The organism is Spirillospora sp. NPDC029432, assembly GCF_040703975.1.
Classification (GTDB): Bacteria; Actinomycetota; Actinomycetes; order Streptosporangiales; family Streptosporangiaceae; genus Spirillospora.
The window spans coordinates 1-25,902 of the sequence record NZ_JBEZWH010000034.1; the positions used below are offsets into that span (position 1 = coordinate 1).

The window sequence follows — 25,902 nt, forward strand, 5'->3', positions numbered from 1 at the left end:
CCATGCCCAGCAGGCGGTCCAGCAGCGGCGCCGATTCCGGCACCTTCACCTCCGGGCCGAACGCCCCGTACCGCCGGCCCATCTCCGCGGTCGGCTCCAGCTCCTCGTACGCGGCGCGGACGAGGTCGTCGGGGATGGCGGGGTCCTGGCCGGTGGCGACGGCGAGGTCCCAGGCGTGCAGGACGAACTCGCCGAGCATCATCCCGCCGATGACGGCCGCCGGCATGCCGTCCGGATCGCCCGTGAGGCTGGTGCTCCCCTCCCATGCGGCCGGGTCGGTCCAGGCCTCGGCGCTCTTGCGGGCCAGGTCGGCGTACAGGGCGGCCCAGCCGCCCTCCGCGGTGAAGTCGTGGCCCTCCTCCGGGCCGCCGGCCGGCGGCGGCTGCTTGCGGGCGGCGCCCTCGCTCCGGCCGGTCCAGAAGATCGTGTGGTTGAGCAGGCCCCGGACGTCCCACTCCGGGCACGGGGTGGGCCTGTCCAGCGCCTCGGCCGGGATGCCCCGCACGATCCGCGTCGCGGTCTCCGCCGCGGGCAGCATCATCTCCCGGAACTCCATGACGATCTCTCCTTCTCGGTCACGTTCTCGCTCATGTGTTCGAATCAACGTCCACGATAGCCCGGCCACCGCCCGGCGGTCTTGAAGAAACGCGACACCGCCTTCGCTAGCCTGAGGCCATGGCCCGGACGTTCCCGCCCGAGAGCCCGCCCGAGAGCCCGCCAGAGAGCCCGCCCGGCGTGCTGAACGCCCGTGCGGCCCGCGAGCGCTTCCAGGTCACCCGGACCGCGCCGCCGCCCGGACTGGCGCCGTACGTGGACTTCTTCTGGGTCCTGGTGTGGGACCTGCGCGGCCGCGAGCCCCACCGCCAGAAGGTGCTGACCCGGCCCAGCGTGCACATGACGTTCACCAGCTACTGGACGGCCGGCGCGACCCGGGCCCGGATCGTGGGCGTGGTCCGGGACGAGTTCGTCGAGGAGATCTCCGGCGACGGGCGCGTGGTCGGGGTGGGCTTCCTGCCCGGCGGGTTCCGCCCGTTCCTGGGCGCGCCGGTGGCGGGGATCACCGGCCGGATGCCCGCCGTGGACGATGTGTTCGGGCCCGCCGGCCGCGCGCTCGGCACGGAGATCGCCGGGCTCCGGGACGCGGGCGCGGCGCTGGCCCGGCTGGAGTCGTTCCTGCTCGAACGGTGCCCGGACGCGCCGGACCCGCGGGCGGAGCGGGCCGCGCGGGCCGTCGCGCACATCGCGGCGCGCCCGGCGCTGGTCCGGGTCGGCGACCTGGCCGCCGATCTCGGGATCGGGCCGCGCAGCCTGCAGCGGCTCTTCCAGGAGTACGTGGGGATCGGCCCGAAGTGGGTGATCCGGCGCTACCGGATGCTGGAGGCGGCCGAGCGGGCCGCGGCGGGCACCGGCGTCGACTGGGCGGAGCTGGCGGCCGAGCTCGGCTACGCCGACCAGGCGCACTTCACCCGCGACTTCACCGCCGCGGTGGGCACCTCCCCCGCCCGCTACGCCCGGGCCCAGGGCGGCGCGTGAGCGCGGCCGCCTGAGAAGATCGGCCCATGACCGACTCCCCGGACGCCCCCGCTCCCCCGGACCCCGTCCTCACCAGCCTGCCCGCGTTCCGCGCGGCGGCGGCCGCGCGGCTCGGCGCGTTCGCCCACACCACGGTCCCCGACGCGCCCGGCATGCGCCGCGCCGGGGTGGTGCTGTGCGTGGTCGAGGACGCGGGCGTCCCGTCGGTGCTGCTGATCAAGCGGGCGCCGCGGGGCCGGAACGCGGGCCAGTGGGGGCTGCCGGGCGGGCGGATGGACCCGGGCGAGACGCCCGAGGAGGCCGCGCTGCGCGAGCTGCACGAGGAGCTGGGGCTGGCGGTCGGGCCGGCCGAGGTGCTGGGGCGGCTCGACGACTTCCCGGCGGCGTCCGGGTTCGCGATCACGCCGGTCGTGGTGGCGCCGGCCGAGCCGGGGCCGATCGTGCCCAGCCCGGCCGAGGTCCAGTCCGTCCACCACGTGAGCCTGGCCCGGCTCGCCGCCGGCGACACGCCCCGCTGGGTGCCCCAGCTGGGCGGCGGGGAGCTGCTGCAGATGCGGCTGCGCCCCGACTGGATCGTGCACCCGCCGACCGGGGCGATGCTGTGGCAGTTCCGCGAGGTGGTGCTGCTGGGCCGGGAGGCGCGGGTCGCCGGCTTCCTGCAGCCGGACTGGACCCGCACCTGACCCCGCCGCCGGTGCTCTAGAACGTGCCGCCGTCCACCACGACGCGCTGGCCCGTCACGTACGAGGCGCCGTCGGAGACCAGGAACCGCACCACGTCGGCGACCTCCTCGGGCGTGCACACGTGCCCGTACGGCGAGGACGCGTCGACCTGCCGCATGTCCTCGATGCCGGTGGTGGCCCGGACCAGGCGCTGCCCCATGTCGGTGTCGACCAGGCCGGGCGCCACGATGTTGACGTGCATGCCGTTGGGGCGCTCCTCCTTGGCGAGCGTGCGGGCCAGCGCCTCCATGGCGGCCTTGCCCATCGCGTACGGGGCGCCGTTCGCGGGGTACTGGTCGGTGATCACGCTGGAGACGAACACGATGTCGGCGCGCTCGGACCGGCGCATGAGGGGCAGCAGGGCGGCGGTGAGGCGGTGCGGGCCGAGGGCGTGCACGTTCATCACCCGGGCGAGCTCTGCGGGGTCGGTGTCGGCCACGCTCTGGCCGCGGCTGGCGATGCCCGCGCTGTGCACGAGGACGTCCAGCCGCCCGTAGTCGGCCTCGACGCGGGCGGCGAGGTCGCGGCAGGCGTCGGCGGAGTCCACGGGCGCCGCGTACGCGCGGGGCGCCGAGTCGGGCGCGGCGGCCTCCAGGTCGGCGACGGTCTTGCGCGCGGACTCCTCGTCGCGCCGGTAGCCGACGGCCACGGTGGCGCCGTCGGCGGCCAGGCCCAGGGCGATCGCCCGGCCGATCCCGCGGCTTCCCCCGGTGACCAGGGCGACGCGTCCGGCGAGAGAACTCATGGCTTCTCCTTCGAGGGGTGCGAGGGGTGCGCAAAGGGCTGGGCAGGACAGGGCGACCCCCATCCTGCCCTGCGCGACCGTCCCGCCGGTAAGCGGCCCCTGACCGAGGTCAGGCCGCCGGGACGGCCTCGATGATCCGGTAGCTCGACCCCGGCAGCGCGGGCGTCACCGCCGCCGTCCGCAGCCCGGCGGCCGCCAGCAGCGCGCGGAACTCCTCCTCGGTCCGCTCCCGCCCTTTGAGGACGACCATCATGTTGATGTCGGACATGACGTTCGGCGCGTTCTCGGGCGTGACCACGGGCGGCATCACGAAGTCGACGATCAGGACCCGAGCGTCCGGCCGCATGGCGCGGCGGCAGGCGCTCAGGATGGCCGCGGCGCGCTCGTCGTCCCAATCGTGGATCACGCTCTTGAGCACGTAGGCGTCGGCGCCTTCCGGGACGGACTCGAAGAAGTCCCCGGTGACGATCTCGCAGCGGCCGGCGACGCCGGCGTCGCCGAGGGTGCGTTCCGCGTCCGCCAGCCCGCCGGCCAGGTCGAACAGGACGCCCCGCGCCTCCGGTGCGGCCCGCAGGATCGCGGCCAGCAGGGTGCCGTCGCCCCCGCCGATGTCGGCGATCATGTGGAAACGCCGGAAATCGTAACCACCGATGATCGCCGGGGCCACGTTCCGGGTGTGCTCGGCCATCGCGGAGTTGAACGTCTTCGACAGTTCCTCGTCGCGGTCGAAGAACTCGAACGACGACATCCCGAACAGCCGCTCCCAGGCCGGTTCCCCGCCGCGCACGGTCTCGGCCAGGTCCCCCCAGGACCGCCAGACCTCGGGGCCGCAGTAGAGCCGCAGGAGCCCCACGACCGAGTCGGGATGGTCGCTTCTCAGCCCGGCGCCCGGCGGCGCCAGCTCGAACAGGTCCGCGTCCAGCTGGGTCACGATCCCCAGCGAGGCCAGCGCGCGCAGGAGCCTGCGCAGGGACGGCGCGTGCGTGCCGGTCTCCTTCGCCAGGTCCTCCGCACCGCGCGGGCCGCGGGCCAGCGCGTCCCCGACGCGCAGTTCCGCGGCGGCGTACACGACCTGCGCCGGCATGTAGCCGAAGGCCAGGTCCAGCAGTGGTGATCGGGCCATGACCCGCTCCTTCCGTCATTTCCCCTCGTCATGCGGACGGGGACGACGCTAGGCGCGGACCGATCGGACGTATTGGACAAATGAGATCCCAGTTTGCCGTAACAGTACCGTGATCTTGCCGGTACGTAACGGACATTTCCAGTTAATCCCGTTAAATGAGATTGGTGTGGCTCCCAATTCCGAAGCCGGAGGAGAGAACCGTGAAACGCACGGCGATCACCGTCACCGCTCTCACGTTTTCCATGGCCGCCGCCACGGCCGCGCTCACCGCGCCGCCGGCGTACGCCGACCCGCCCGCGCCGCCCGGCAAGGCGACCACCCTCGAGCACCTCGCGGCCCTGACCGTCGCCGCCGAGGGATCGTCCACCGGCTACAGCCGCGAGAAGTTCCCGCACTGGAGCACCGTCTCCGGCGCGTGCAACACCCGCGAGACCGTCCTGAAGAGGGACGGCACGAACGTCCGGACCGACTCCAGCTGCGCCGCCGTCTCCGGCAGCTGGTACAGCCCGTACGACGGCGCGACCTGGACGCAGGCGTCCGACGTGGACATCGACCACATGGTCCCGCTGGCCGAGGCCTGGCGGTCGGGCGCGAACTCCTGGACGACCTCGCGCCGCGAGGCGTTCGCCAACGACCGCGCCAGCTCGCAGCTTTGGGCGGTCACCGACAACGTCAACCAGTCCAAGGGCGACCAGGACCCGGCGGAGTGGACTCCGTCCCGCACGGCGTTCCGCTGCATGTACGCGCGGTCATGGACCGACGTGAAGTACCGCTACGGCCTCAAGGTCGACTCGGCGGAGAAGCAGGCCCTCACGAGCCTGGTCAACACCTACTGCTGAGGCTGCTCGGGCTGCTGAGGCTGCTGGGACGGTCCGGACCGGCCGGCCAGGTCGCCGAGCCAGGTTCGGGCCAGCTCGATGTGCCGGCCGGTCAGTCCCGAATCGGGTTCGACCGCGACCAGCAGATGATCGCCGATCCCGGGCTCGGCGGCGATGCGGTCGGCGGCGTCCGGCTCGTCCTCGAACCAGACGAACGGCCGCCGCTCGACCCACGCAGCCACGTGCCGCGCCTTCCACGCCCCCAGCGTGCCCGCGTCGGCGATGCCCGGGAAGCGCGGGATCGGCACGTACGGCAGCTCCGGCAGCCCCACCCGCGGGCCGATCCAGGTGTTGGCCTCGTCGCACCAGTAGCTGGCCCACGCCAGCTCCGCGCCCGCCGACTCGGCCAGGTCCAGCAGCATCCGCCCGTGCCCGGCGTCGAGCCACAGCTTGTAAGTGACGCCGTTGGGCGAGCACCGGTGCCGCTTGTAGCCCCGGTGCGGCCGTTGGAACGGGTTGAGCACACCATCGACGTCCAGCAGCACCAGCGGCGACCCCATAGCGGAAACGTACGCGATGGCGGGGCGCCCCGCCACGCCATCCGGCCCGCGCCGCGGGGGGCGGTGCTGACGGGGGCGGCGGGCGTCCGGCATTGTGGAACCATGTGCCGACTCTTCGGTATGACGACCGGGGGACCGCGGGTCCGCGCCACGTTCTGGCTGCTGGACGCGCCCCAGAGCCTGCACGCGCAGAGCCGCAGGCAGCCCGACGGGACGGGGCTGGGCTGGTTCTCGCTCGGGGACGAGCCGGTCCGGGACCGGGCGCCGATCGCCGCGTACGAGAACACCGACTTCGCCGCCGCCGCGACGCACGTGCAGTCGCACACCTTCGTCTCCCACGTGCGGTTCGCGTCCACCGGGGCGGTCAACGTCCACAACGCGCACCCGTTCGACATGAACGACCGGCTCTTCGCGCACAACGGGGTCGTCCAGGGCCTGGACGTGCTCGACTCGTGGCTCACCGACGTGGACCGGGCCCTGATGGAGGGCCAGACCGACTCGGAGATGATCTTCGCATACATCACCGCGGAGATCCGCCGCCGGGGCGACACCACGGCGGGCCTGATCTCCGCGGTGCGGCGGATCGCGGCGGAGCTGCCGGTGTTCGCCCTCAACATCCTGCTGGCCGAGTCCGGCCGCCTCTGGGCGCTGCGCTACCCCGAGCCGAACGAGCTATGGGTGCTGGCGCCCGACCTGGACGGCGAGGGGCACGCCCGGCATCTGGACGGCGGCCGCCAGCCCGGCCACCTGGACCTGTCGGCCGACCACCGCACCCCCGCCCACGTGGTCGCCAGCGAGCGGATGGACGATGATCCCGGCTGGCGGCTGATGGAGCCGGGCGAGCTGCTGGTCATCGACGGGCTGAAGGCGACCTCGCTGTTCCCGTTCGATCCGCCGGCCCACCCGCTCACCCAGGCCGACCTGTCGGCCAAGGAGGCCTCGTCGCAGGCCTGAGACGTCTGAGGAGACAGCTGAACATGGAGACCCGCCTGACCCTGATGGCCGTGCACGCGCACCCCGACGACGAGGTGCTCGGCACCGGCGGGCTGCTGGCCCGCTCGGCCGCGGAGGGGATCCGCACGGTCCTGGTGACCTGTACCAACGGCGAGGCGGGCGACGACTCCGGCGGGCTGAAGCCCGACGACCCGGGGCACGACGCCGCGGGCGTGGCGCGGCGGCGGCTCGCGGAGCTGCGCGAGTCGGCCGGGCTGCTGGGCATCGAGCACGTGGAGCTGCTCGGATACCGCGATTCCGGGATGGCGGGCTGGGAGACCAACGCCCACCCGGACGCGTTCGCCAACGTCCCGGTCGCGGACGCCGCCGCGCGCCTCGCCGGGCTGATGGAGCGCTACCGGCCCCAGGTCGTCGTCACCTATGACGAGAACGGCGGCTACGGGCATCCCGACCACATCCAGGCGCACCGGATCGCGATGGCCGCGACCGAGTCGACGGGGATCCCGAGCAAGCTCTACTACACGGCGGTCCCGCGTTCCGGGGTGAAGGACATGATGGCCTACTTCAAGGAGTCGGGCGCCGACCTCGGCGACGTCGAGCTGCCGGACGACTTCGGCGTGCCGGACGAGATGATCACCAGCGTGGTGGATGTCACGCCCTACGTCGACCGCAAGTTCAAGGCGCTGGAGGCGCACGCCAGCCAGGGCGACAGCATCTTCATGCTGCGCCTGCCCGAGGAGGCCCGGGTGATGGCGTTCGGGTTCGAGGCGTTCACCCGCCGCGTCTGCCGCGTCGACGCCCCGGAGAAGGAGGACGACCTGTTCGCCGGCCTGCGCCCCTAGCGCCCGCGCGCCCTCCCCTTGCGCTCGGCCGCGCTCCCCTTGCCGCCGCGCTCGCCCTTGCGCGCCGCGGCGCGGAAGCCGTCGAGGACGTCCTGGCGCAGCAGGTGGCCGAAGCCGGCGCGCTCCAGCCGCAGGGCCAGCCCCGCCGCGTCCGTCCCCAGGTCGGGCGCGGCGGCCGCCAGGCGCCAGTCGTGCGCGGCGAGCCGGGTGAGCAGGTAGCCGCGCCGGACCTGGTTCTCCGACAGCCGGAACGTCTTGAGGTAGGCGACCCGGCCCGTCCCGCCGTCCAGGATGGTCTCGCCGATGTGGTTCTCGCGGCCGGGGGCGAACGCGGGCAGGAAGCGTCCCAGCGTGAAGCCGCCGAGGTACTGGACCTCCTGGTACGACCGGTCCGCGCCGAAGAGCCCGGCGGCCATGACCTCGTCGTGGAACGCCGCCCACTCGTCCCGCCGCAGCGCCGCCTGGACCCGCAGGTCCGCCAGGGAGCGGACGGCGGTGCCGTCGATGCGCACCGCCATGTCCCGGGCCGGGGCGCCCAGCAGGCCGTACTGGTAGATCTGCTCGCCGAACAGGTCGTGCACCAGCGTCGCGTGCAGCGCCCGGTAGTCGTCGGGGTGCGGGACGACGAACGCGCTGGCCAGCGCGTCGGCGACGTACACCAGGACGCCGCACTGGCCGGGATGGATCTCGAAGACGCCGAGCGCCTCCTCCAGCCCCGGCACGTACAGGCCGAGGTAGGTCTCCTCGGCGCGCGGCGACAGGCCGCGGGTCAGGGCCCGCCGCGCCCACTCCTCCCAGACGATCTCCGGGCCGCCGAAGTGCAGCGCGAGGTAGCCCTCGACGGCCAGGTGCAGGGGCAGGAAGCGCAGCCGGTCCCGGGCGACCCGGCGGGCCATCCGGCGGCGCACCGTGATCGGCATGCTCGGCGGCGCCGCGCCCCGGTCGTCGCGGGCCAGCAGCCGGGTGCCGTACGCGGCGGCGGGCTCGCCGCCCTCCTCCCACCTCGCGACGAAGGCGTGCGGGAGGTAGGAGGTGTAGTACGTGCCGTCGCCGACGTCGACGACGGACGGGTCGTCGTAGACGCGGCGGTCGAGGCGCAGGTGCGGGACCGGCTCGTCCCGGACGAGCGGCACGAGCCGGACCGACCCCCAGGTCTGCGCGGGCCGGGTCGCGAGCCCGTCGAGGGTGAACGTCACGGCGCTCCTCCCGTGAAGCGGGCGACCCGCTCGCCGAGGTAGGCGCGGACGTCCGCCAGCCCGGTCCGGCCCTCGGCGAGGGCGGCCAGCTCGGTCAGGGTCGGCAGGTCCTCGGCGTCGCGGACGCCCGCGGTGGGCACCGTCGGGGCGAGCCGCCGCACGTCGAAGTCGCCGGCGTCGTACACCGGGTTCAGATGGGTGATCGCGACCTTCCGGTCCGGGTCGAGGCGGGTCCGCCACACGCGCAGCACCTCGGCGGCGAGCCCGGGCGGCGCGTTGTCCCAGCCGTCGGAGACGATGACGAGGCGCTCGGGGCCGGTGTCGAGGGCGTCCAGGATCCGCTCGCCCAGGGGCGTCGGCCCGAACGGGTAGAGCAGCAGCTCGTCGGTGCGGCCGGACGTCCAGAACGCGGTGTACCGGCCGGCGAGCGCCCGCAGCAGGTAGTGGCAGGCCAGCGCGACCGCGAGGGGGCGGCGGCGCTTCTGCCCGGAGCCGGTGGCGGAGAAGCTGTCGTCCAGGACGGCCGCGACGTGCCCCCAGCGGCCGGCCAGCGGCCCGGCCGCCCTGCTCGCGGCGGTGCGCAGGGCCGCGGTCAGCTCCTCGCGGCGCTTGACTCGGTCGTCCAGCGGCAGTGCCAGCACGTAGGTGGCGAGCCTGGTCAGCGGCATGCCGGACAGGTCGGTACGGACGTTCCCGGCCTTGTCGGCGTAGGCGTTCTCCTGGAGGCGGAGCCGTTCGAGGCGGGTCATCCGCGGCTCGATGCGCTCCAGGAAGACCTCGCGCCGGACGCCGTGCTTGGCCGCGAAGCCCTCGGCGACCGTGTACGGCAGCTCGTACAGGGCGGCCTGCTCGTAGTGGGCGCGCCGCCAGGTCTCGAACATCGGGGTCCGGTACGAGGCGCGGCGGTGCGGGTCGAAGAGGAACGGCCCCATCTCCCCCTTCACACGCAGGTGCGCGTGCCGGATCGCGCCCTTGACGCCGGCGCGGTACTTGACCGCTTCGAACCCGGGGTCGGGGCGGGCGGCCATCCAGTCGCGCATGATCGCGCGGGTGCGGCGGTTGTTCACCTTCGCGCGGCGCAGGTCGCGGAACAGCCGCAGGACGCGGTGCCGCGGGAGGACGGCGAGCCGGGCCGCGATCAGCCGCCCCTCCGCGTGCCGCCGCTCCGGGCCCGGGACGTGCACGAGCAGATTGCGAATGATCATCGCCGCGTTGTGGTCGTTGACGTCGAGCGCCAGCGTGGCGGCGTACAGGTCCCGGTAGCCCTGGAGCATGTACTCGTGCAGGAACTCCAGCGACAGCCCCTGCTCGCCCTCGTCCTGGCGGAACTCGCGCTGCCCGGTGGAGGTGATCGCCGCGTTGACGAACATCAGCACGTCCTCACAGGCGACCAGGTCCGCCAGTGTCTCCGCCATCGCTCCCCCGCGGTCCCGTGGTCCGGGTGCCGGCCGGGGAATGGGGGCGCGAGCAGCGAATCATCACTGTAAAGGTGGGTTCCGGAAGTCGCACCGGAGTCCCGCGGCCGGCATCCGCACCGTAGCAGCCGGAAGCCGGGCGCCTCCGCCCATTTTCCCGGGGTTCAGGGCCGGTACGTCCCGAAATGCCAGGCGTTGCCCTCAAGATCGCGGGCACCGTACTCGCGGGAGCCGTAGGGCTGGTCGGTCAGCTCCCTGATGATCTCCGCCCCGGCCGCCTTCGCGCGGTCGTGGTGGGCGTCGGGGTCGTCGACCGCGACGTACATCCCGGCGTTGCCGGCAGACTCGCTGGCGCCCTTGCCGGTCTCGGAGATCATGAGGATGCCGGTGTCGTAGCGCATCTCGATGTGCACGATGTCGCCGTCCTCGTTCCTGGCCACCTCGTGCTTCTCGAAGCCGAAGGCGCGCTCCAGCCAGTCCATCGCCTTGACGGGATCGCGGTAGTCGACGATCGGGTAGAAGGTCCGCCTCGTGCCGTCGGTCATGTCATCCTCCCTGTTCACTGGTGACATGCCCATGCTGCGCCGGGCCCGCGTCCCCCGTATTGGAGAAATGTGATCCCTTCCTGGCGGCGTCCCGCTCGGCGGCCAGCGCGCGCGTCTCGTCCGACACCGGCGCGGCCAGGATCGCGGTGACCACGTCGGTCAGATAGCTGGTGAACAGGCGGTCGTCGGTGCGCGGGCCGGACCGGGCCCGGCGGCCCAGCTCCAGCGAGGCGTACAGGAGCGCGGTGAACCGGCGGTGCAGGCGGGCGGCGTCCGCCTCCAGGAGCGGCAGCACCAGCGCGCGCCAGCGGTACATGCTGTCGGCCGGGTCCTCCAGCGCGGCGGCCGGGACGATCACGTCCGGGCGGCCCAGGACGTCCGCCCAGATCTGCAGGAAGTCCCGGCCGCCCTCGCTCGCCAGGAGCGCGGCGAACGGCCGCACGAGCGCGCCGGCGAGCGCCCGCACGTCGTCGCGGCGGTCCGCCTCGTAGGCGTCGAGCAGGGCGTGCCGCCGCGCCTCCACCTCGGGCAGGTGGCGGGCGAAGACGGCGCGGACGATCCCGGCCCGGTCGCCGAAGTGGTACTGGACGGCGGTGGCGTTGCGCGCCCCCGCGGCCTGGACGATCTCGCGGAGGCTCACCGCGTCCAGGCCGCGCCGGGCGTACAGGTGCTGGGCGGCGTCCAGCAGCCGCTCTCGGGTGGTGGAGGAGGTCACTCGTTCCCTAGGGCGTGCTCCAGGGCGGCGGCGTAGCGTTCGCGGGCCGCCGCGCGGCGGGTGGGCAGGTGGCCGCTCGGCCACAGGCCCTCGACCGGCTCCCGGTCGCGCAGCAGCTGCCGCGCGACGGTGATCTTGTGCACCTCGGTGGGCCCGTCGGCGATGGCCAGCGCCTGCGCGCCCAGCATCATCTGGGTGAACGGCATCTCGCCCGACACGCCGAGCGCGCCGTGCAGGTGCATGGCCCGCTGGACCACATCGTGGAAGACCTTGGGCATGGCGGCCTTGACGGCGGCGATGTCCTTGCGCACCTTCCGGTAGTCCTGGTGCTTGTCGATCAGCCAGGCGGTGCGCAGCACCAGCAGCCGGAACTGCTCCATCTCGATCCAGCTGTCGGCGATCTTCTCCTGGGTCATCTGCAGCTTGGCCAGCGGCCCGAAGCGGGTATGCCGCGACACCGCCCGCTCGCACATCATGTCGAACGCCTTGCGGACCTGCGCGATCGTCCGCATGGCGTGGTGGATGCGGCCGCCGCCGAGCCGGGTCTGGGCGATCGCGAACGCACCGCCCTCCTCGCCGAGGAGGTTGCCGGCGGGCACCCGGACGTTCTCGTACCGCAGGTAGCCGTGCGAGCCCTCCCGCTCGCCGCCGACGCCGACGTTGCGCACGATCGTCAGCCCGGGCACGCCGGCCGGGACGATGAACATCGACATGCCCTCGTACGCGCTGACGTCCGGGTTCGTCACCGCCATCACGATGAGGAACTCGGCGTGCCGGGCGTTGGAGGAGAACCACTTCTCCCCGTTGATGACCCAGCCGTCGCCGTCGCGCTCGGCGCGCGTGGTGAACAGCGTCGGGTCGGCGCCGCCGTGCGGCTCGGTCATCGAGTACGAGGAGGAGATCTCGCCGTCCAGCAGGGGCGCCAGGTAGCGCTCCTTCTGCTCCTCGGTGCCGAAGTGGGCGAGGATCTCGGCGTTGCCGGAGTCGGGGGCCTGGCAGCCGAACACCGACGGCGCGTAGCGGGAGCGGCCGAGGATCTCGTTCAGCAGGGCCAGCTTGACCTGGCCGTACCCCTGGCCGCCCAGTTCGGGGCCGAGATGGCAGGCCCACAGCCCCTTCTCCTTGACCTGCGCCTGCAAGGGCCGCACCAGCTCCTTGAAGCGCGGGTCGCTCTTGTCGTACGGGTCGCCCAGGACCAGGTCGAGGGGCTCGACCTCGTCGCGGACGAACGCGTCCGCCCAGTCCAGCAGCTTCTGGTACTCGGGGTCGGTCTCGAAGTCCCATGCCATGGCGGCCTCCTCGGCGTCGGGCGGTTCTCCGCACCGATAATGTGCCCACTCGAAGTATTAATGCAAGTGCATCACTGTTACTCTCCGGCACAACCGTTCGAGGGAGTGCGATCGTGCAGCAGCCGGCAGGGATCGGGCGCGAGCTCGTGGACTTCGACGTGCTGGCCGGGTGGATGGCGGGGCAGGGGCTGCCGGACGGGCCGTTCGAGCAGGTCGCGCTGCTGTCGGGCGGCACGCAGAACGTGCTGGTGCGCTTCTCCCGCGGCGGCCGCGAGTACGTGCTGCGGCGCGGGCCGCGGCACCTGCGCACCCGCACCAACGACGTGCTGCGCCGCGAGGCCCGGGTGCTGACCGCGCTGGACGGCACCGCCGTCCCCGCACCGCGCGTGATCGCCGCCTGCCCCGACGAGAACGTCATGAACGGCGCCGTCTTCTACCTGATGACGCCGGTCGACGGCTTCAACGCCTCGGTCACCCTCCCCGAGCCGCACGCCTCCGACGCCGGGATGCGCCGCGAGATGGGCCTGAACGCCGCCCGCGCGCTCTCCGCGCTCGGCGCCGTCGACCACGAGGCCGTCGGGCTCGCCGGCTTCGGCAAGCCGGAGGGCTTCCTGGAGCGCCAGGTCGGCCGGTGGATGTCGGAGCTGGACGGCTATGGCGCCCTCGACGGCTACCCCGGCCCCGACATCCCCGGCCTGGAGCGGGTCGCGGCCTGGCTGGACGCCCACCGTCCCGCCACGTGGCGGCCCGGCATCCTGCACGGCGACTACCACCTGGCCAACCTCATGTACTCCAACGACGGGCCCGAGGTCGCGGCGATCGTCGACTGGGAGATGTGCACCATCGGCGACCCGCTGCTCGACCTCGGCTGGCTGCTGGCGACCTGGCCCGCGCACGGCGACATGAGCGCCACCCTCGCCGGCCCCCTCGGCGACGCGGGCGGCCTGCCCGGCCCCGGCGAGCTGGTCACCGCCTACGCCGAGCGCGCCGAGGCGGCGCGGGGCCGCGACCTGGCGTCCATCACCTGGTACGCCGTGCTCGCCTGCTTCAAGCTCGGCATCGTCCTGGAGGGCACCCACGCCCGGGCCTGCGCCGGCAAGGCGCCCAAGGAGACCGGGGACCTGCTGCACGGCATCACCCTCGGCCTCTTCCGCCGCGCCGAGGCGTTCATCGCCGCCGAGGACGCCTGAACCGGCGGCTGGAAAGATTGGATCATGGAGATCCGAGAAGGCGGCGCCGACGACGCGCCGGTGCTGCTCGCGATGCTGGACGCCGCGGTGGAGTGGCTCGCGAGCCGGGGACGGACCGGCCAGTGGGGCGACACGCCGTGGAGCACCGATCCCGCCCGCGCCGCCCGCGTCCGGGACATCGCCGGGAACGACGACATCCGGATCGCCCTGGTCGACGGCAAGCCGGCGGGCGCGATGGCGCTCTCCTCCGGCCCGCCCCGCTACGTCGAGCCGGTGGACGAGCCCGAGGTGTACGTGACCCTGCTGGTCACCGACCGCGCGTGCGCGGGCCGGGGCGTCGGGAGCGCGCTGCTCCGCACCGCCCGCGAGGAGGCGCTGCGGCGCGGCGCCGCGCTGCTGCGGGTCGACTGCTACGCCGGGGACGACGGGCGCCTGGTCGAGTACTACACGGGCAACGGCTTCGTCCGGGACCGGACGTTCTCCGTGGACGGCTGGCCCGGGCAGCTCCTCACCCGGCGCCTCTGACGCTCGGGGCCGTGCCGCTACCGCATCGCCAGGAGGCGGCCGGCGAGGGCGAGGCGGACGATCTCGGCGCGGGCACGGCCCATCGGGACGGCGTCGCAGCGGATGCCGTACCCGGCCAGCTCCGCGCCCAGGCAGCGGGTGAACTGCGCGGCCGTGGAGGCGGCGCCGGGCGTCCGCCGCGCGCGGGGGAAGCGGACGCCGGCCGCGGGCTCGTCGGTGACGGTGACGATCGAGCCGGTGCGGCGGGTGACCATCCGGCGGGCGACCTCCCGAGAGACCAGGAAGACGCCGGTCGCGTCCACCGCGAACGCGCCGGGCGGCTCGATCCCGGCGACGTTGACCAGCAGCCCGATCGGGCCGAGTTCGCGTTCGGCGCGCTCGACGGCGTCCCCGACCGCGTCGCCGTCGAAGACGTCGGCGGCGCAGGCGATCGCGCGCCCCGGGCCGATCTCCGCGGCGACGGCGCGCGCGACGGCCGCGTCCCGGTCCAGCACGGCGACCCGCGCCCCGGCGGCGGCCAGGGTACGGGCGAGGGCGGCGCCGACGCCGCGGCCGGCCCCGGTCACCAGGGCGGCCGTGCCCGCGAGCGGGGTTCCGTCCATGAGTTCCTCCACCAGCAGGTTAGGTGAACCTAAGTTAGGCATACCTAACCAACCCTGAAACGGGGGTGCGCGTCAAGGGCCGACGCGCCCGCCGTCCCGGGGACCTTTCGGCCCGTTGCCGGGCATCTGACAGGATCGCCCGAATGCCCCACCCCCGGATTGGAGGACGTACGACCCGTGAGTGATCTCCGCTCGGCCGCCGAGCTCAAGGACGTCGCCGACCCCGCCTGGCCCGAACTGCGCGAGCTGCTGGGCCGTACCGACGGGCACCAGACCGCCGAGATACTGCCGGTCGAGGAGGCCGCCGGCGAGGAGGCGCTGCGGCGGATCCAGGTCAGCGCCGGCTCGTACCTGGGCGCGCTGGCCCTGCACACCGGCGGCGTGCTGGTCGCGAACGGATGGGTGCGGGTGCTCGGCGGCGGCTTCCCCGAGCGCGGGCTGCCCAGCCTGGCCGAGGCCAACCCCGCGCTCGGGCGGCGCGGCGGCCCGGCCCCGCCGCTGCTGGTCGGGTACGACGTGCTCGGCGGCCGGTTCGAGGTGAACGGCTCGGACCCCGCCGCCGGCGGCCGCCCGGGCGAGCCCGGGCAGGTGTGCTACTTCCAGCCGGAGAGCCTGGAGTGGAAACTGCTGAGGACGCCGCAGCGCGTCTTCGGGCACAGCATGTGGCTGCGCTTCCTCATCCTCGGCAACCTCACCGACTTCTACTGGACGCTCCAGTGGCCGGGCTGGGAGGACGACGTCGCCGCGCTGCGCCACGACGAGGGCATGAGCTTCTACCCGCCGCTGCCGGCGCTGAACGGCGCCGAGGAGATCGCCGCCGCCTCCCGCAAGGCCGTCCCGATCGCGGAGCTGTTCGCCCTTCAGGAGGAGCTGCGCGGCAGCTGACCGGGCCTCACGGCGCCTCGCCCGCCAGCGCGCGCTCGCGGGCGACCTCGTCCTCCTCCAGGCCCCAGTGCCCCGCGTCGCGGCGCTGCTCGGCCTGCCGGTCGATCCAGCGGTTGTGGGTCTCCCACGCCGTCTGCTTGCTCGTGCCCATCGCCCGGCCGATCTGCGACCACGAGGCGCCGGCCGCGCGCGCCGTGCGCACCGAGAGCTGGCGCCCGTAGCGCGCCTTGCGGGCGATGACCTCGCCGAGCGCGATCAGCTCCAGGGCCTCGGCACGGCCGGGCGGCTCCTCGCCGAACGCCTCGCGCTCGCGCAGCTCCTCGAACCTGGCCACGGCGCTCCGCAGCGTCAGCTCGGTGTCCATCACTTCCGGATCCAGCGCTTCAGGTGTCATGCCTCCGATCCTGTCGTCAGGTTTTCCTGACGTCAAGGTGCCCTGACGGAAACCTCGCGTCGGATTCCCGCCAGCGCGGCCCGCCCGTCCTGGACGAGGCTGGTCGCATGAGTCATCGCTTCCGGTTCGGGGTCGTCGGCGAGTCGGTCCGTACCGCGTCCGGGCTGACCGCGCTGGCGCGGCGGGCCGAAGAGCTCGGGTACGCCACGCTGACCCTGCGGGACCACTTCGTCGCCGAGCCGTTCGGCGACCAGCTCGCGCCGGTGCCCGCGCTCACCGCCGCCGCCTGCGCCACCCGCACGCTGCGGGTCGGGACGCTCGTCCTCGCCAACGACTACCGGCACCCCGTCATGCTCGCCAAGGAGGCCGCCACCCTCGACCACCTGTCGGGCGGGCGCTTCGAGCTGGGCGTCGGCGCGGGCTGGCTCCGCGAGGAGTACCTGCGGGCCGGGATGCCGTTCGACCCCGCCGGGGTGCGCGTGGAGCGCCTGGAGGAGTCGCTGCGGATCCTCAAGGACCTGCTGAGCGGCGGAAAGACCACGTTCACCGGAGAGCACTACCGGGTGGACGGGCTGGAGGTCTTCCCCACCCCGGTCCAGGCGCCGCCGCCCCTGCTGGTCGGCGCGGGCAGCCCGCGCATGCTCGGCATCGCCGGCCGGCACGCCGACATCGTCGGGATCCTCCCCCGCGCGCTCCCCGGCGGGACGATCTCCGAGGAGATCTCCGAGCGGATGCCGGACGCGATCGCCCGCAAGGTCGCCCTCGCCCGCGAGCCGGGCCGCGACATCGAGCTGAGCCTGCTCGTCTCCCCCGCGTTCGGCCCCGACCCGCAGGCCTGCGCCGAGCGGATCGCCCGGCGCCGCGGCTGGGACGCCGGTCTCGTACCGGACATGCCGACGCAGTTCCTCGGGCCGCCCGAGCACATCGCCGGGCAGATGGCCGCCCGCCGCGACCGGTACGGCTTCACCTACTACCTGGTCTCCGACCGCGACATGGAGGCGTTCGCACCGGTCGTCGCGCTGCTCGCCTAGCGCGGGGACGGGCGCGGCCTCAGCGGTTCGCCGGGCGGTCGCGGGCCAGCCGGCCGCCGGCGGCACCGACCCCCTCGACGCGCCAGCCCGGCGGCAGCACATGGTCGCCGTCCAGGTCGGCCACCGTCGCCGAGGTGAACCTGGCGGCGCCGTCGAACTTCACCGCGCGGAAGCCCGTGCTCCCGGAGAAGACGGCCCGGTCGAAGCTGACGTCGCCGCCGAAGACCGCCAGCTCGAAGTCGGCGCGGCCGGAGAAGGAGGCCCCGACGAACCGGGCGTGCCCGGTGAAGGCCGTCTTCCGGAAGTCGGCGTCCCCGGAGAACGCCGCTCGGCCGAACCACGCCGTGCCGACGGTGCAGCCGCTGAGGTCGAAGTCGAAGAGGATCGCGCCGGTCAGGTCCAGCCCGATGCCCGTCCACGGCACCTCGGCGTCGCGCCGCAGATGGGCGGCCAGCAGCCGCTGCGCGGTGAGCCTGACGTCGCGCTCCTGGTGCCAGGACACCGTCGGCTCGGCCGACGCCGCCGCGACCACGGCGCGCTCGCTCGCCGGCACCCCCGCCAGCTCCTCCTCGCCGACGGTCGGCGGCGGCGGCGCGGGCAGGAACGGCATCCGCAGGTAGGCGCAGATGATGTTGACGATCGTCTGCCGGTGGATCGGGTTGTGGTTGCCCAGCCGCTCCAGGGTGTAGAGCGCGGTGACGCGCACCGGGGCCTTGTCCGAGCCGAGCAGCTCGGCGGCCGCGTACAGCTCGGTGACCCGGCGCTCGCCCGCGTCATGGTCGATCAGGGCGGTCGCGATCTCCTGGTGCCGCTGCCGGCGGAACGCCAGCATCAGCCCGACCGCCGCGCCGACCCCCGCCCCGGCGGCCAGGCCCGTCCGCACGGCCTCGAGCCGCACCCGCGCACGGTCCGCGGCCGTCGCCTTGGCGTCGCGGGCCAGCACGTCGTTGGTCGTGCCCAGCATCCACACGGTCGTCACCCAGATCGCGACGCCCGCGAGCGAGGCCGCGACCAGCATCCAGAAGCCCGCCGCCAGCGGCCGCACCCGAGGCCGCTCGTGCGCGTTCCGCCGGGCCTTCGCCGCCCGCCACGCGCGCCGTACCGAACCCAGCACAAGGCACCACCCCGTCCCGCGTCACCGGCCCGGCCGTGCCATGGAAGGGGCGTTGGAGATCATGCTGACGCGTCCTTTCCCGGGAGCCGGCGTGCCAATGAAGACGATCACTCGCGGGGAGGGGGTTTCGGGGGCGCCTCCACCACTTATGCACACACCTTATTATTACCGAACGCGAACGATTGATTACTGACCGAAAGCAAAAGGTTGGAGGATCATCCCTGGTCAGAGCCCTGACAGAGGCCCTGACAACAGGGAAGAGGGATCATTGCCGCCGTCCGTAACCGGCCTGGATCCCGGGCGGGTCTCACTCCCCGGGGACGACCTCGCCGGGCGACTTGTCGGCCCGCAGGCCCCGCCAGGCGGGGTGGCGGAGCCGGCCGTCGCCGGTCCACTCGGCGAAGGCGACCTCGCCGACGAGCTTCGGCTCCACCCAGTGGGCGCCGCGGGCCTCCGGCGGCGGCACGGGCGCGGGCGCCGCGTCGCGCTCCAGGGGCGCCAGCCGCTCCGCCAGGTCGCGGAGCATGGAGTCGGTGAAGCCGGTGCCGACATGGCCGGCGAACGTCAGCGGCCCGGACGGCGCGTGGACGGCCAGCAGCAGCGCGCCGATCGCGCCCGAGCGCCGGCCCGCGCCCGGGGTCCAGCCGATGATGACGACCTCCTGCGTGCGGACGTTCTTGACCTTGGTCCAGCAGCGGTCGCGGCGGCCGGGCAGGTAGCGGGAGTCCAGCCGCTTGGCGACGATGCCCTCCATGCCCAGCCGGTCCGACTCGGCGAACGCGTACGCGAGATCGTCGTAGCTCGGCGGCGTGTCCCAGCGGGACGCCGACAGCCCCATGTCCAGCAGCAGGTCGCGGCGCTCCCGGTACGGGCGGCCGATCAGCGGGGTGCGCCCGGCGTGCAGGACGTCGAAGACGATGTAGACGACCGGGTTCGCGGCCGCGAACGCCGTGATCCGGGCGGGGCTGCGGACGTGCATGCGGTGCTGGAGGGCCTCGAACGAGGGCCGGCCCGCGCGGAAGCCGACGATCTCGCCGTCCAGCACCGCCGGGCCGTCGACGGCCCGCGGCAGCCCGGCCAGCTCGGGCCAGGCGGCGGTGATGTCGCGGTCGTTGCGCGACATCAGCCGCAGCCGCCCCTCCTCGAGGTACGCGACGGCGCGGATGCCGTCCCACTTCATCTCGGCGGCCCACGGCCCCGAGGGCAGCCCGCCGGCGACGGCGAGCATCGGCCGGTACGTCGGCAGCGACCCCATGACCGACGACGTACCGGTGAAAGGGCCAGGTCAACGCCATGACCGTCCCAAGAATGGGCAGCTCGCCGAGCCTAGGGGACGCGGGCCGGCCGCGGCGCGCCGCCGCGTTCAGCGGTCCCCGAGGTCCTCGGCGAGCTCGTCGACGTACAGGCGCTCCGGCTGGAAGCGGCCCGTGCGGTACGCGGCGCGGCCGACCATGTGGGCGGCGACCGGCACCGTGACGATCTGGAGCAGCGCCACCAGCAGCACGGTGGTGACGACGCCGGGGCCGGGGAAGTTCACCGCGACCGCGGCCAGGATCAGCAGCAGCCCCACGGCCTGCGGCTTGACCGCGGCGTGCATGCGGGTGAGCAGGTCGGGCAGCCGGAGCAGGCCGAGCGCGGCGCTCAGCGCGGCACCGGATCCGATCAGCAGGCACAGCGCCGTGACGACGGTCATCGGCCCTCCCCGTCGCGGTGCACCAGGAAGCGGGCGATGGACACCGAGCCCACGAAGCCGACCAGCGACAGCGCCAGCAGCGAGGGCAGCGTCCAGGGTTCGCCGGTGGCGATGGCCTGGACGCCGAGGCCGCCCATCGTGATGGCCACCATGACGTCCAGGGCGACCGCGCGGTCGAGCATGGAGGGGCCGCGGATCAGCCGTACGAGCGTGCACGCGGCGGCCAGCCCGAGGGCTCCGGCGGCGATGGCGATGACGATGGTCACGAGTCCTCCAGGGCTCGGCGGTCGGCGCGGGTTCCGAAGGCGCGGACGACCCGCGCCTCCAGTGCGAGCACCTCGGCGCGCGCCTTCGCGACCGCCCGGTCGCCGGAGCCGCCGAGGATGTGCAGGTAGAGGGTGGAGCTCCGGCGCTGGACCTCCAGCACGAGCGTGCCGGGCGTGGCCGACAGCGCGATCGCCATCGCGGTCAGGATGAAGTCGGACCGGGTTCGCAGCCGTACCGCGATGACTGAGTTGACGACGCCGCGCTCGGCGTGCCCGAACGCCTGCCACGCCAGCGGCCCCGCGCTGCGCAGCAGGTCCACGCCGAAGCGGATGGTGAAGCGGAGCAGGCCGGCCGGGTGCAGCCGCAGGCCCGGGTCCAGCGGCGGCAGCGGGAACACCACGATGAGGGCGACGGAGACCAGGAGGCCGGAGACGGCGTTGGCGAGCGAGAACCTGTCCCACATCAGCAGCCAGATCAGCGTGAGCCACGCGACCAGCGGCAGCGGGATCACCCGGCGGCCGATCCGCAGCGTGGTCCTGGGCAGGTCGTTCACGGCGGTCCCTCCGGTGCGACCGCGCGCACGTAGGCGTGCGGGCGGTCCAGTTCCCCGGCCGTCCGGCCGGTCAGGTCGACCAGCGGGCCGCCGCCCGCGGTGTAGGCGAGGCTGAGCGCGACCATGGCGACGGTCGCGCCGACCATCGCGGCCGGCAGCCGCACGGACGCGGACTGGGCGTCCTCTTCGTCCTCTTCGTCACCGTCTTCTTCGTCGCCGTCCTCTGCGTCGCCGCCGCCGTCCCCGCCGTTCTCCTTCCGCTCCAGGCCGGCCGGGGCCCGCCAGAAGACCTGGTTCCAGACCTTGACCAGCGCGTACAGCGTGAGGAGGCTCGTCACCACGGCCGCCGCGACCAGCACCAGCGCCAGCGGGCCGCCGTCCCGCACGCCCGCGTAGAGCAGGCCGAGCTTGCCGAGGAAGCCGGACATGGGCGGGATGCCGCCGAGGTTCATCGCCGGGACGAAGAACAGCACGCCGATCAGCGGCGCGGTGCGCGCCAGCCCGCCGAGCCGGAGCGCGGACGCGCTCCCGCCGCGCCGCTCGATCAGCCCGCTGACCAGGAACAGCGTGGTCTGGATCGTGATGTGGTGCAGGACGTAGAACACGGTGGCGGCCAGCGCGGCCACCGACCCCAGCGCCACCCCGAAGATCATGTAGCCGATATGGCTCACCAGGGTGAACGACAGCAGCCGCTTGATGTCGACCTGGACCATCGCGCCCAGCACGCCGACCAGCATGCTGAGCAGCGCGGCGACCAGCAGCGTGGTGCGCAGCGCGTCGCCGGGGAACAGCAGCGTCTGGGCCCGGATCACCCCGTAGATGCCGATCTTGGTGAGCAGGCCGGCGAACACGGCGGTGACCGGGGCGGGCGCGGTCGGGTACGAGTCGGGCAGCCACATCGACAGCGGGAAGACCGCCGCCTTGACGCCGAACGCCGTCAGCAGCAGCACCTGCGCGGCCAGCGTGATCCCCGGCGGCAGCGCCGCGATCCGGCCCGACAGCTGCGCGAGGTTGACGGTGCCGGTGGCCGCGTACAGGACGGCGATCGCGACGAGGAACATCATCGACGACAGCAGCGCCACGATGATGTAGATCGTGCCTGCCCGGATCCGGCCGGCGGTCCCGCCGAGCGTGATGAGGACGTAGCTGGCCATCAGCATGATCTCGAACCCGACGAACAGGTTGAAGAGGTCGCCGGCCAGGAACGAGTCGGCGACGCCCGCGGCGAGCAGCAGGTACGTCGGGTGGAACACCGACAGCGGGGTGAGCGGGCCGCGCTCGGCCATGTCCTGCCCGATCGCGTACACCATCACGCAGAGGGTCACCGCCGACGACACCACCAGCATCAGCGCCGACAGCCGGTCGGCGACCAGCGTGATGCCGACCGGCGCGGCCCAGCCGCCGAGCCGGGCGACCAGCGGCCCGGACCGGTCGGCCTCGACCAGCAGCGCGATCGCGATGCCGAGCACGGCGGCCAGCACGGTCACGCTGATGACGCGCTGCAGGCCGGGATGCCGGGGACCGAGCATGATCTTGATGCCGGCGGCCAGCAGGGGCAGCAGGACCGGAAGCGGTACGGCCTGGTTCACCGCGCTCCTCCCGTGCCGTCGGGGTCGTGCCCGCCGGTGCCTTGGGCGCCGCCGTCCGCGTCGTCCCCGTACAGCGTGGGGTCGTCGACCGCGCGGCGCTCGCGCTCGGCGCGGATGCGCTCGCGCAGCTCGGCGCGCGCCCGGCGGGCCTCGCGGCGCCGCTCCCGGCGCAGCCGGCGGTACTCGCGGCGCCGCGCGCGGATCTGCGCGCGCAGCTCGGACCGCCCGCGCGCCACCCGCCGGTCCTCGACGTCGTCGCGGACGTCGTCGTCGCCGCCCTGCCGGCCGGAGCGGTAGGCGATCGACAGCACGAACGCGGCGGACGCCAGCGAGATGACGATCGCGGTGAGGATCATCGCCTGCGGAAGCGGGTCGCTCATCGGGCGCGCGGGATGCACGCCCGGCGGCGCCTTCTCCAGGATCGGCGCCCGCCCGGCCCCGCCGCCGGCGGTGAGGATCAGCAGGTTGACGCCGTTGCTCAGCACGAGCACGCCGACCAGCAGCCGGCTCAGGGTGCGCTCCAGCAGCAGCGTCACGCCCGCCGCGATGAGCACGCCGCCCGCCGCGGCCAGCGTGACCGACGCGCTCACCGGCCCGACTCCTCGTCCGCCCGCCGGTCGGCCTCGGCGCCCAGCGCGCCCAGGATGTCCATGATCAGGCCCAGCACGATGAGGTAGACGCCGAAGTCGAACACCAGCGAGGTCGTCATGTGCACGTCGCCGAGCAGCGGCAGGTGCGCGTCCAGGGAGCCGCCCTCCAGGATCGCGCCGCCCCACAGCAGGCCGCAGAACGCGGTGCCGGAGGTGACGACCATCCCGGCGCCCAGCACCAGGCCGACCTTGACCGGCGCCGCCTCGGCCAGCTCGAACGGCCCGCCCGCCAGGTAGCGGATGGCCAGCGCGAGCCCGGCCACGATCCCGCCGACGAACCCGCCGCCGGGCGCCGAGTGCGCGGTGAACAGCAGGTACAGCGAGTACAGCAGGACGGTGTGGAAGACCAGCCGGGCGACGACCTCGATCACGATGGTGCGCCGCTCGGCGGCCAGCGTGTACGCGGCCGCCGCCAGCCAGTGCGGCTCGCGGTGGTCGTCCTCGTCCTCCTCGGTGGTGTCGGTGCCGGGCGCCGACATGCCCCGCACCGACCACACCGCGGTGCCCGCCGCGGCGTCGGCGGCGCGCGGCCAGGGCGCGCGGCGGCGGCGGGCGAACACCATGCTCGTCACGCCGAGCGCGGCGAGCGCGATCACCGAGCTCTCCCCCAGCGTGTCCCAGGCGCGCATGTCGACCAGCAGCATCGCGACGATGTTGGAGCCGCCGGCCTCCTCGGCCGCGGCGGGGTACGCGCCGGAGATCGGCTCGGCCTGGCGAGCCCGCGCCGCCAGCAGCGTGAGCCCGGCGGCGAGCAGCCCGGTCAGGGCGCCGACGGCCACGTGCATGCGGCGCCGCCACCGCGCCGTACGGGAGTAGCCGCGCGGCAGCTGCCGCAGCACCAGGACGAACACGACCAGGCTCGCGGTCTCCATCAGCAGCTGGGTGAGCGCGAGATCGGGGGCGCCCTGGAGGCCGAACAGGACCGAGACGCCGTAGCCGGAGGCGCCCGCGAGCACCACGGTCTGCGCGCGGCCGCGGGCGCGTACGGCGGCGATCGCGGCGGTGGCGGTGAGCACGGCGACCATCAGCTGCGGCAGGCCGTCCCACCACCGCCAGGGCCCTCCGGCCGGCCACGGCATGCCGGCCAGCACCGCGGCGCCGGCGAGCAGGACGGCGGTGACCAGGATGGTCTCCAGGTATCCGGGCAGCGACCCGCGCTGGACGGTGCCCGTCACCTGGAAGGCGACGTCGTTCAGCCGCCGCATGACGCGCCGGTAGACGGCCTCCGGCTCGGTGGGCGCCAGCCGCCGGTGCAGCCGCCCGAGCGGCCCGCCGGCGAGGAACAGCGCCACGCCGCCGGCCAGGGTGACGGCGGTGAGCAGCAGCGCGGCGCCGAACCCGTGCCACGCCGCCAGGTGGTAGCCGTCGCCGCCCGGGTACGGCTCGGCCTCCCGGACGAGCGGCGCGTGCATGGGCGAGGCCAGCAGCCCCAGCACCACGCCGGCCGCCGACAGGAGCGCGGGCGGCAGCAGGAACAGCGCGCCCGCCGGCTCGGCGGGCGTCCGGTCCCGTCCCTTCCGGGCGCCCCCGGCGAACGCCCCCCACACGAACCGCAGGCTGTACGCGGCGGTGAACGCGGATCCGACGACGAGCAGGGCCAGGAGCAGGGGCCGTCCGCCGATGAACGCCTCGTACGCAGCCTCCTTGCCCGCGAACCCCAGCGTGGCCGGGACGCCCGCCATCGACGCGGCGGCCGCCACGGCGATCGCGCACAGCACCGGCGCGGACCGGGCGAGGCCGCGCAGCTCCCGCAGGTCGCGGGTGCCGGTGGTCTTGTCGATGATGCCGACGACCATGAACAGGGCCGCCTTGAACAGCGCGTGCGCGAGCAGGACGGTGAAGCCGGCGAGCGCGGCGACCGCCGTCCCCTCCCCCAGCAGCACGATCATGAACGCGAGCTGGCTGACGGTGCCGTACGCCAGCAGCAGCTTCAGGTCGGTCTCGCGCAGCGCCCGCCAGCCCGCGAGGACCATCGTGGCGGTGCCGAGGACCAGCACGGCGGGCCGCCACACCGCGGCGCCGGCGAACGCCGGCGCCAGCCGCGCCACCAGGTAGACCCCGGCCTTGACCATCGCGGCGGCGTGCAGGAACGCGCTCACCGGCGTCGGTGCGGCCATCGCGGCCGGCAGCCACAGCCCGAACGGCATGATCGCCGACTTCGACAGCGCCCCCGCCAGGACCAGCGCCAGCGCCACCGACACCGCGGTGCCCTCCGGCGGGGCGGCCACGATCTCCGACAGCCGGAACGTGCCGGCCTGCCGGCCGAGCACGATGAGGCCGACGAGCATGGCCAGCCCGCCGAAGGTGGTGATGACGATCGCCTGGGTGGCGGCGCGGCGGGCGGCGGCCTTCTCCGCGTCGTACCCGATCAGCAGGTACGAGAAGACCGTGGTCAGCTCCCAGAACACGTACAGCAGGATCAGGTCGTCGGCCAGGACGAGGCCGAGCATGGCGGCGGCGAACGCGATCAGCTCGCCGGCGAACGCGCCCAGGCCCGGCTCGTTCCCGGCGAAGTAGCGGCCGCAGTAGGCGACGATCAGCGCGCCGACCCCGCCGACGATGAGGACCATCAGCCAGGCGAGCGGGTCCGCGCGCAGCGCCAGGTCGAGGTGCAGCCCGGGGATCCACGCGACCGTCTCGGCCCGGTCGGCGCCGCCGCCCAGCCAGGGGCCGAGCGCCCACAGCCCGGCCGCCGCGGGGACGAGCGCGAGCAGCGGGAACGCGCCGCGCCCGAGCCACCGCACGAGCGGCGGTGCCAGCGCCGCGGCCGCGCAGTGCACGGCGAACAACACCAGCATGGCACCCCTGGGTGACTGGACAGTGGCTTACGGTGATCAAGGATCACACTAACCGTGCCCGGTGCGCCCGCCCGCCACTCACCCCGCGTGACACTCCGCCGCTTCGTCGTGGCGGTCTCCGCACGGGCCCGCCCGCCCTCCGGTTGACGAAAAC

The 25,902-nt window shown here is 74.0% G+C and carries 28 protein-coding genes; 9 read left to right on the forward strand and 19 right to left on the reverse strand.

Annotated elements, in window-relative coordinates:
- On the reverse strand, nucleotides 1-556 hold a 556-nt coding region (locus tag AB0881_RS24700), incomplete at its 3' end, for a TIGR03086 family metal-binding protein (RefSeq protein WP_366620304.1).
- A gap of 119 nt (nucleotides 557-675) precedes the next feature.
- Here AB0881_RS24700 and AB0881_RS24705 point away from each other — a divergent pair.
- Nucleotides 676-1,533: a helix-turn-helix domain-containing protein gene (locus AB0881_RS24705; protein WP_366620306.1), complete on the forward strand. Its 858-nt coding sequence runs from the start codon at nucleotides 676-678 to the stop codon at nucleotides 1,531-1,533.
- A gap of 26 nt (nucleotides 1,534-1,559) precedes the next feature.
- The gene (locus tag AB0881_RS24710) at nucleotides 1,560-2,216 is read left to right on the forward strand and encodes a CoA pyrophosphatase (protein ID WP_366620307.1); all 657 of its coding nucleotides are present in this window, start codon (nucleotides 1,560-1,562) and stop codon (nucleotides 2,214-2,216) included.
- A gap of 16 nt (nucleotides 2,217-2,232) precedes the next feature.
- Here the strand turns inward: AB0881_RS24710 and AB0881_RS24715 are convergent, their stop codons facing one another.
- Nucleotides 2,233-3,000, reverse strand: coding sequence for an SDR family oxidoreductase (locus tag AB0881_RS24715; protein ID WP_366620309.1), 768 nt, complete (start codon nucleotides 2,998-3,000; stop codon nucleotides 2,233-2,235).
- Nucleotides 3,001-3,109: 109 nt separating this feature from the next.
- Nucleotides 3,110-4,123, reverse strand: coding sequence for a methyltransferase (locus AB0881_RS24720; protein WP_366620311.1), 1,014 nt, complete (start codon nucleotides 4,121-4,123; stop codon nucleotides 3,110-3,112).
- 200 nt (nucleotides 4,124-4,323) lie between these two features.
- Here AB0881_RS24720 and AB0881_RS24725 point away from each other — a divergent pair, with 200 nt between their 5' ends.
- Nucleotides 4,324-4,962: a DUF1524 domain-containing protein gene (locus tag AB0881_RS24725; protein ID WP_366620313.1), complete on the forward strand. Its 639-nt coding sequence runs from the start codon at nucleotides 4,324-4,326 to the stop codon at nucleotides 4,960-4,962.
- On the opposite strand, the gene AB0881_RS24730 is transcribed toward AB0881_RS24725, so the two are convergent.
- Nucleotides 4,953-5,501 (reverse strand): HAD domain-containing protein, encoded by a 549-nt coding sequence (locus AB0881_RS24730; protein WP_366620315.1) that lies wholly within the window; start codon nucleotides 5,499-5,501, stop codon nucleotides 4,953-4,955. The genes AB0881_RS24725 and AB0881_RS24730 overlap by 10 nt on opposite strands.
- Before the next feature lie 102 nt (nucleotides 5,502-5,603).
- Here AB0881_RS24730 and AB0881_RS24735 point away from each other — a divergent pair, with 102 nt between their 5' ends.
- Both AB0881_RS24735 and AB0881_RS24740 read left to right on the forward strand, forming a co-directional pair.
- The gene (locus AB0881_RS24735) at nucleotides 5,604-6,455 is read left to right on the forward strand and encodes a class II glutamine amidotransferase (protein ID WP_366620316.1); all 852 of its coding nucleotides are present in this window, start codon (nucleotides 5,604-5,606) and stop codon (nucleotides 6,453-6,455) included.
- 23 nt (nucleotides 6,456-6,478) lie between these two features.
- Nucleotides 6,479-7,297, forward strand: a complete 819-nt coding sequence (locus AB0881_RS24740; RefSeq protein WP_366620318.1) for a PIG-L family deacetylase — start codon at nucleotides 6,479-6,481, stop codon at nucleotides 7,295-7,297.
- Here the strand turns inward: AB0881_RS24740 and AB0881_RS24745 are convergent.
- The 5 genes from AB0881_RS24745 to AB0881_RS24765 form a co-directional block, all read right to left on the reverse strand.
- Complete coding sequence (locus AB0881_RS24745) at nucleotides 7,294-8,493, reverse strand: hypothetical protein (protein WP_366620320.1); 1,200 nt, start codon at nucleotides 8,491-8,493, stop codon at nucleotides 7,294-7,296. The genes AB0881_RS24740 and AB0881_RS24745 overlap by 4 nt on opposite strands.
- Complete coding sequence (locus AB0881_RS24750) at nucleotides 8,490-9,908, reverse strand: hypothetical protein (protein ID WP_366620322.1); 1,419 nt, start codon at nucleotides 9,906-9,908, stop codon at nucleotides 8,490-8,492. Before AB0881_RS24750 ends, AB0881_RS24745 begins: the two co-directional genes overlap by 4 nt.
- A 164-nt stretch (nucleotides 9,909-10,072) precedes the next feature.
- Nucleotides 10,073-10,453: a VOC family protein gene (locus AB0881_RS24755; RefSeq protein ID WP_366620324.1), complete on the reverse strand. Its 381-nt coding sequence runs from the start codon at nucleotides 10,451-10,453 to the stop codon at nucleotides 10,073-10,075.
- A 1-nt stretch (nucleotide 10,454) separates the two neighbouring features.
- Nucleotides 10,455-11,168: a TetR/AcrR family transcriptional regulator gene (locus tag AB0881_RS24760; RefSeq protein ID WP_366620326.1), complete on the reverse strand. Its 714-nt coding sequence runs from the start codon at nucleotides 11,166-11,168 to the stop codon at nucleotides 10,455-10,457.
- A complete protein-coding gene (locus tag AB0881_RS24765; RefSeq protein WP_366620328.1) occupies nucleotides 11,165-12,457 on the reverse strand; it encodes an acyl-CoA dehydrogenase family protein in 1,293 nt (430 codons plus the stop codon). The genes AB0881_RS24760 and AB0881_RS24765 overlap by 4 nt, the downstream gene beginning before the upstream one ends.
- A gap of 113 nt (nucleotides 12,458-12,570) precedes the next feature.
- On the opposite strand from AB0881_RS24765, the gene AB0881_RS24770 reads away from it, so the two are divergent.
- Both AB0881_RS24770 and AB0881_RS24775 read left to right on the forward strand, forming a co-directional pair.
- Entirely contained in the window at nucleotides 12,571-13,647 is a 1,077-nt protein-coding gene (locus AB0881_RS24770; RefSeq protein ID WP_366620330.1) for a phosphotransferase family protein, read from the forward strand.
- A gap of 24 nt (nucleotides 13,648-13,671) precedes the next feature.
- Nucleotides 13,672-14,172 (forward strand): GNAT family N-acetyltransferase, encoded by a 501-nt coding sequence (locus tag AB0881_RS24775; RefSeq protein WP_366620332.1) that lies wholly within the window; start codon nucleotides 13,672-13,674, stop codon nucleotides 14,170-14,172.
- A gap of 17 nt (nucleotides 14,173-14,189) precedes the next feature.
- On the opposite strand, the gene AB0881_RS24780 is transcribed toward AB0881_RS24775, so the two are convergent.
- Entirely contained in the window at nucleotides 14,190-14,774 is a 585-nt protein-coding gene (locus AB0881_RS24780; protein ID WP_366620334.1) for an SDR family NAD(P)-dependent oxidoreductase, read from the reverse strand.
- 177 nt (nucleotides 14,775-14,951) lie between these two features.
- On the opposite strand from AB0881_RS24780, the gene AB0881_RS24785 reads away from it, so the two are divergent.
- Entirely contained in the window at nucleotides 14,952-15,659 is a 708-nt protein-coding gene (locus AB0881_RS24785) for a DUF2625 family protein (RefSeq protein WP_366620335.1), read from the forward strand.
- A gap of 7 nt (nucleotides 15,660-15,666) precedes the next feature.
- On the opposite strand, the gene AB0881_RS24790 is transcribed toward AB0881_RS24785, so the two are convergent.
- Nucleotides 15,667-16,053: a hypothetical protein gene (locus AB0881_RS24790; protein ID WP_366620337.1), complete on the reverse strand. Its 387-nt coding sequence runs from the start codon at nucleotides 16,051-16,053 to the stop codon at nucleotides 15,667-15,669.
- A 107-nt stretch (nucleotides 16,054-16,160) separates the two neighbouring features.
- On the opposite strand from AB0881_RS24790, the gene AB0881_RS24795 reads away from it, so the two are divergent.
- Nucleotides 16,161-17,084, forward strand: a complete 924-nt coding sequence (locus tag AB0881_RS24795; protein ID WP_366620338.1) for a TIGR03621 family F420-dependent LLM class oxidoreductase — start codon at nucleotides 16,161-16,163, stop codon at nucleotides 17,082-17,084.
- Between the two features lie 19 nt (nucleotides 17,085-17,103).
- Here AB0881_RS24795 and AB0881_RS24800 read toward each other — a convergent pair whose 3' ends face one another.
- From AB0881_RS24800 to AB0881_RS24835, 8 genes are all read right to left on the reverse strand, one after another.
- Nucleotides 17,104-18,198, reverse strand: a complete 1,095-nt coding sequence (locus AB0881_RS24800; RefSeq protein ID WP_366620339.1) for a pentapeptide repeat-containing protein — start codon at nucleotides 18,196-18,198, stop codon at nucleotides 17,104-17,106.
- Between the two features lie 307 nt (nucleotides 18,199-18,505).
- A complete protein-coding gene (gene ligD, locus AB0881_RS24805; protein WP_366620341.1) occupies nucleotides 18,506-19,453 on the reverse strand; it encodes a non-homologous end-joining DNA ligase in 948 nt (315 codons plus the stop codon).
- 108 nt (nucleotides 19,454-19,561) lie between these two features.
- On the reverse strand, nucleotides 19,562-19,891 hold the full coding sequence (gene mnhG / locus AB0881_RS24810; protein WP_366620343.1) for a monovalent cation/H(+) antiporter subunit G: 330 nt from the start codon (nucleotides 19,889-19,891) through the stop codon (nucleotides 19,562-19,564).
- Nucleotides 19,888-20,157, reverse strand: coding sequence for a monovalent cation/H+ antiporter complex subunit F (locus AB0881_RS24815; protein WP_366620345.1), 270 nt, complete (start codon nucleotides 20,155-20,157; stop codon nucleotides 19,888-19,890). Before AB0881_RS24815 ends, mnhG begins: the two co-directional genes overlap by 4 nt.
- A complete protein-coding gene (locus tag AB0881_RS24820; RefSeq protein ID WP_366620347.1) occupies nucleotides 20,154-20,711 on the reverse strand; it encodes a Na+/H+ antiporter subunit E in 558 nt (185 codons plus the stop codon). Before AB0881_RS24820 ends, AB0881_RS24815 begins: the two co-directional genes overlap by 4 nt.
- Nucleotides 20,708-22,300 carry a Na+/H+ antiporter subunit D gene (locus AB0881_RS24825; RefSeq protein WP_366620349.1) on the reverse strand — a complete coding sequence of 531 codons (1,593 nt, stop codon included), beginning with the start codon at nucleotides 22,298-22,300 and terminating at the stop codon, nucleotides 20,708-20,710. Before AB0881_RS24825 ends, AB0881_RS24820 begins: the two co-directional genes overlap by 4 nt.
- Nucleotides 22,297-22,890, reverse strand: a complete 594-nt coding sequence (locus AB0881_RS24830; protein ID WP_366620351.1) for a Na(+)/H(+) antiporter subunit C — start codon at nucleotides 22,888-22,890, stop codon at nucleotides 22,297-22,299. The genes AB0881_RS24825 and AB0881_RS24830 overlap by 4 nt, the downstream gene beginning before the upstream one ends.
- Nucleotides 22,887-25,748 carry a Na+/H+ antiporter subunit A gene (locus AB0881_RS24835; RefSeq protein ID WP_366620353.1) on the reverse strand — a complete coding sequence of 954 codons (2,862 nt, stop codon included), beginning with the start codon at nucleotides 25,746-25,748 and terminating at the stop codon, nucleotides 22,887-22,889. The genes AB0881_RS24830 and AB0881_RS24835 overlap by 4 nt, the downstream gene beginning before the upstream one ends.
- Nucleotides 25,749-25,902: the final 154 nt, after the last annotated feature.

What these genes read in the sequence shown, in the direction of transcription:
- AB0881_RS24705 (WP_366620306.1), top strand. Translation starts at nt 676, where the DNA reads ATGGCCCGGACGTTCCCGCCCGAGAGCCCGCCCGAGAGCCCGCCAGAG.
- AB0881_RS24710 (WP_366620307.1), top strand. Translation starts at nt 1,560, where the DNA reads ATGACCGACTCCCCGGACGCCCCCGCTCCCCCGGACCCCGTCCTCACC.
- AB0881_RS24715 (WP_366620309.1), bottom strand. Translation starts at nt 3,000, where the DNA reads ATGAGTTCTCTCGCCGGACGCGTCGCCCTGGTCACCGGGGGAAGCCGC.
- AB0881_RS24720 (WP_366620311.1), bottom strand. Translation starts at nt 4,123, where the DNA reads ATGGCCCGATCACCACTGCTGGACCTGGCCTTCGGCTACATGCCGGCG.
- AB0881_RS24730 (WP_366620315.1), bottom strand. Translation starts at nt 5,501, where the DNA reads ATGGGGTCGCCGCTGGTGCTGCTGGACGTCGATGGTGTGCTCAACCCG.
- AB0881_RS24735 (WP_366620316.1), top strand. Translation starts at nt 5,604, where the DNA reads ATGTGCCGACTCTTCGGTATGACGACCGGGGGACCGCGGGTCCGCGCC.
- AB0881_RS24740 (WP_366620318.1), top strand. Translation starts at nt 6,479, where the DNA reads ATGGAGACCCGCCTGACCCTGATGGCCGTGCACGCGCACCCCGACGAC.
- AB0881_RS24750 (WP_366620322.1), bottom strand. Translation starts at nt 9,908, where the DNA reads ATGGCGGAGACACTGGCGGACCTGGTCGCCTGTGAGGACGTGCTGATG.
- AB0881_RS24755 (WP_366620324.1), bottom strand. Translation starts at nt 10,453, where the DNA reads ATGACCGACGGCACGAGGCGGACCTTCTACCCGATCGTCGACTACCGC.
- AB0881_RS24765 (WP_366620328.1), bottom strand. Translation starts at nt 12,457, where the DNA reads ATGGCATGGGACTTCGAGACCGACCCCGAGTACCAGAAGCTGCTGGAC.
- AB0881_RS24775 (WP_366620332.1), top strand. Translation starts at nt 13,672, where the DNA reads ATGGAGATCCGAGAAGGCGGCGCCGACGACGCGCCGGTGCTGCTCGCG.
- AB0881_RS24780 (WP_366620334.1), bottom strand. Translation starts at nt 14,774, where the DNA reads ATGGACGGAACCCCGCTCGCGGGCACGGCCGCCCTGGTGACCGGGGCC.
- AB0881_RS24790 (WP_366620337.1), bottom strand. Translation starts at nt 16,053, where the DNA reads ATGACACCTGAAGCGCTGGATCCGGAAGTGATGGACACCGAGCTGACG.
- AB0881_RS24795 (WP_366620338.1), top strand. Translation starts at nt 16,161, where the DNA reads ATGAGTCATCGCTTCCGGTTCGGGGTCGTCGGCGAGTCGGTCCGTACC.
- ligD (WP_366620341.1), bottom strand. Translation starts at nt 19,453, where the DNA reads ATGGGGTCGCTGCCGACGTACCGGCCGATGCTCGCCGTCGCCGGCGGG.
- mnhG (WP_366620343.1), bottom strand. Translation starts at nt 19,891, where the DNA reads ATGACCGTCGTCACGGCGCTGTGCCTGCTGATCGGATCCGGTGCCGCG.
- AB0881_RS24835 (WP_366620353.1), bottom strand. Translation starts at nt 25,748, where the DNA reads ATGCTGGTGTTGTTCGCCGTGCACTGCGCGGCCGCGGCGCTGGCACCG.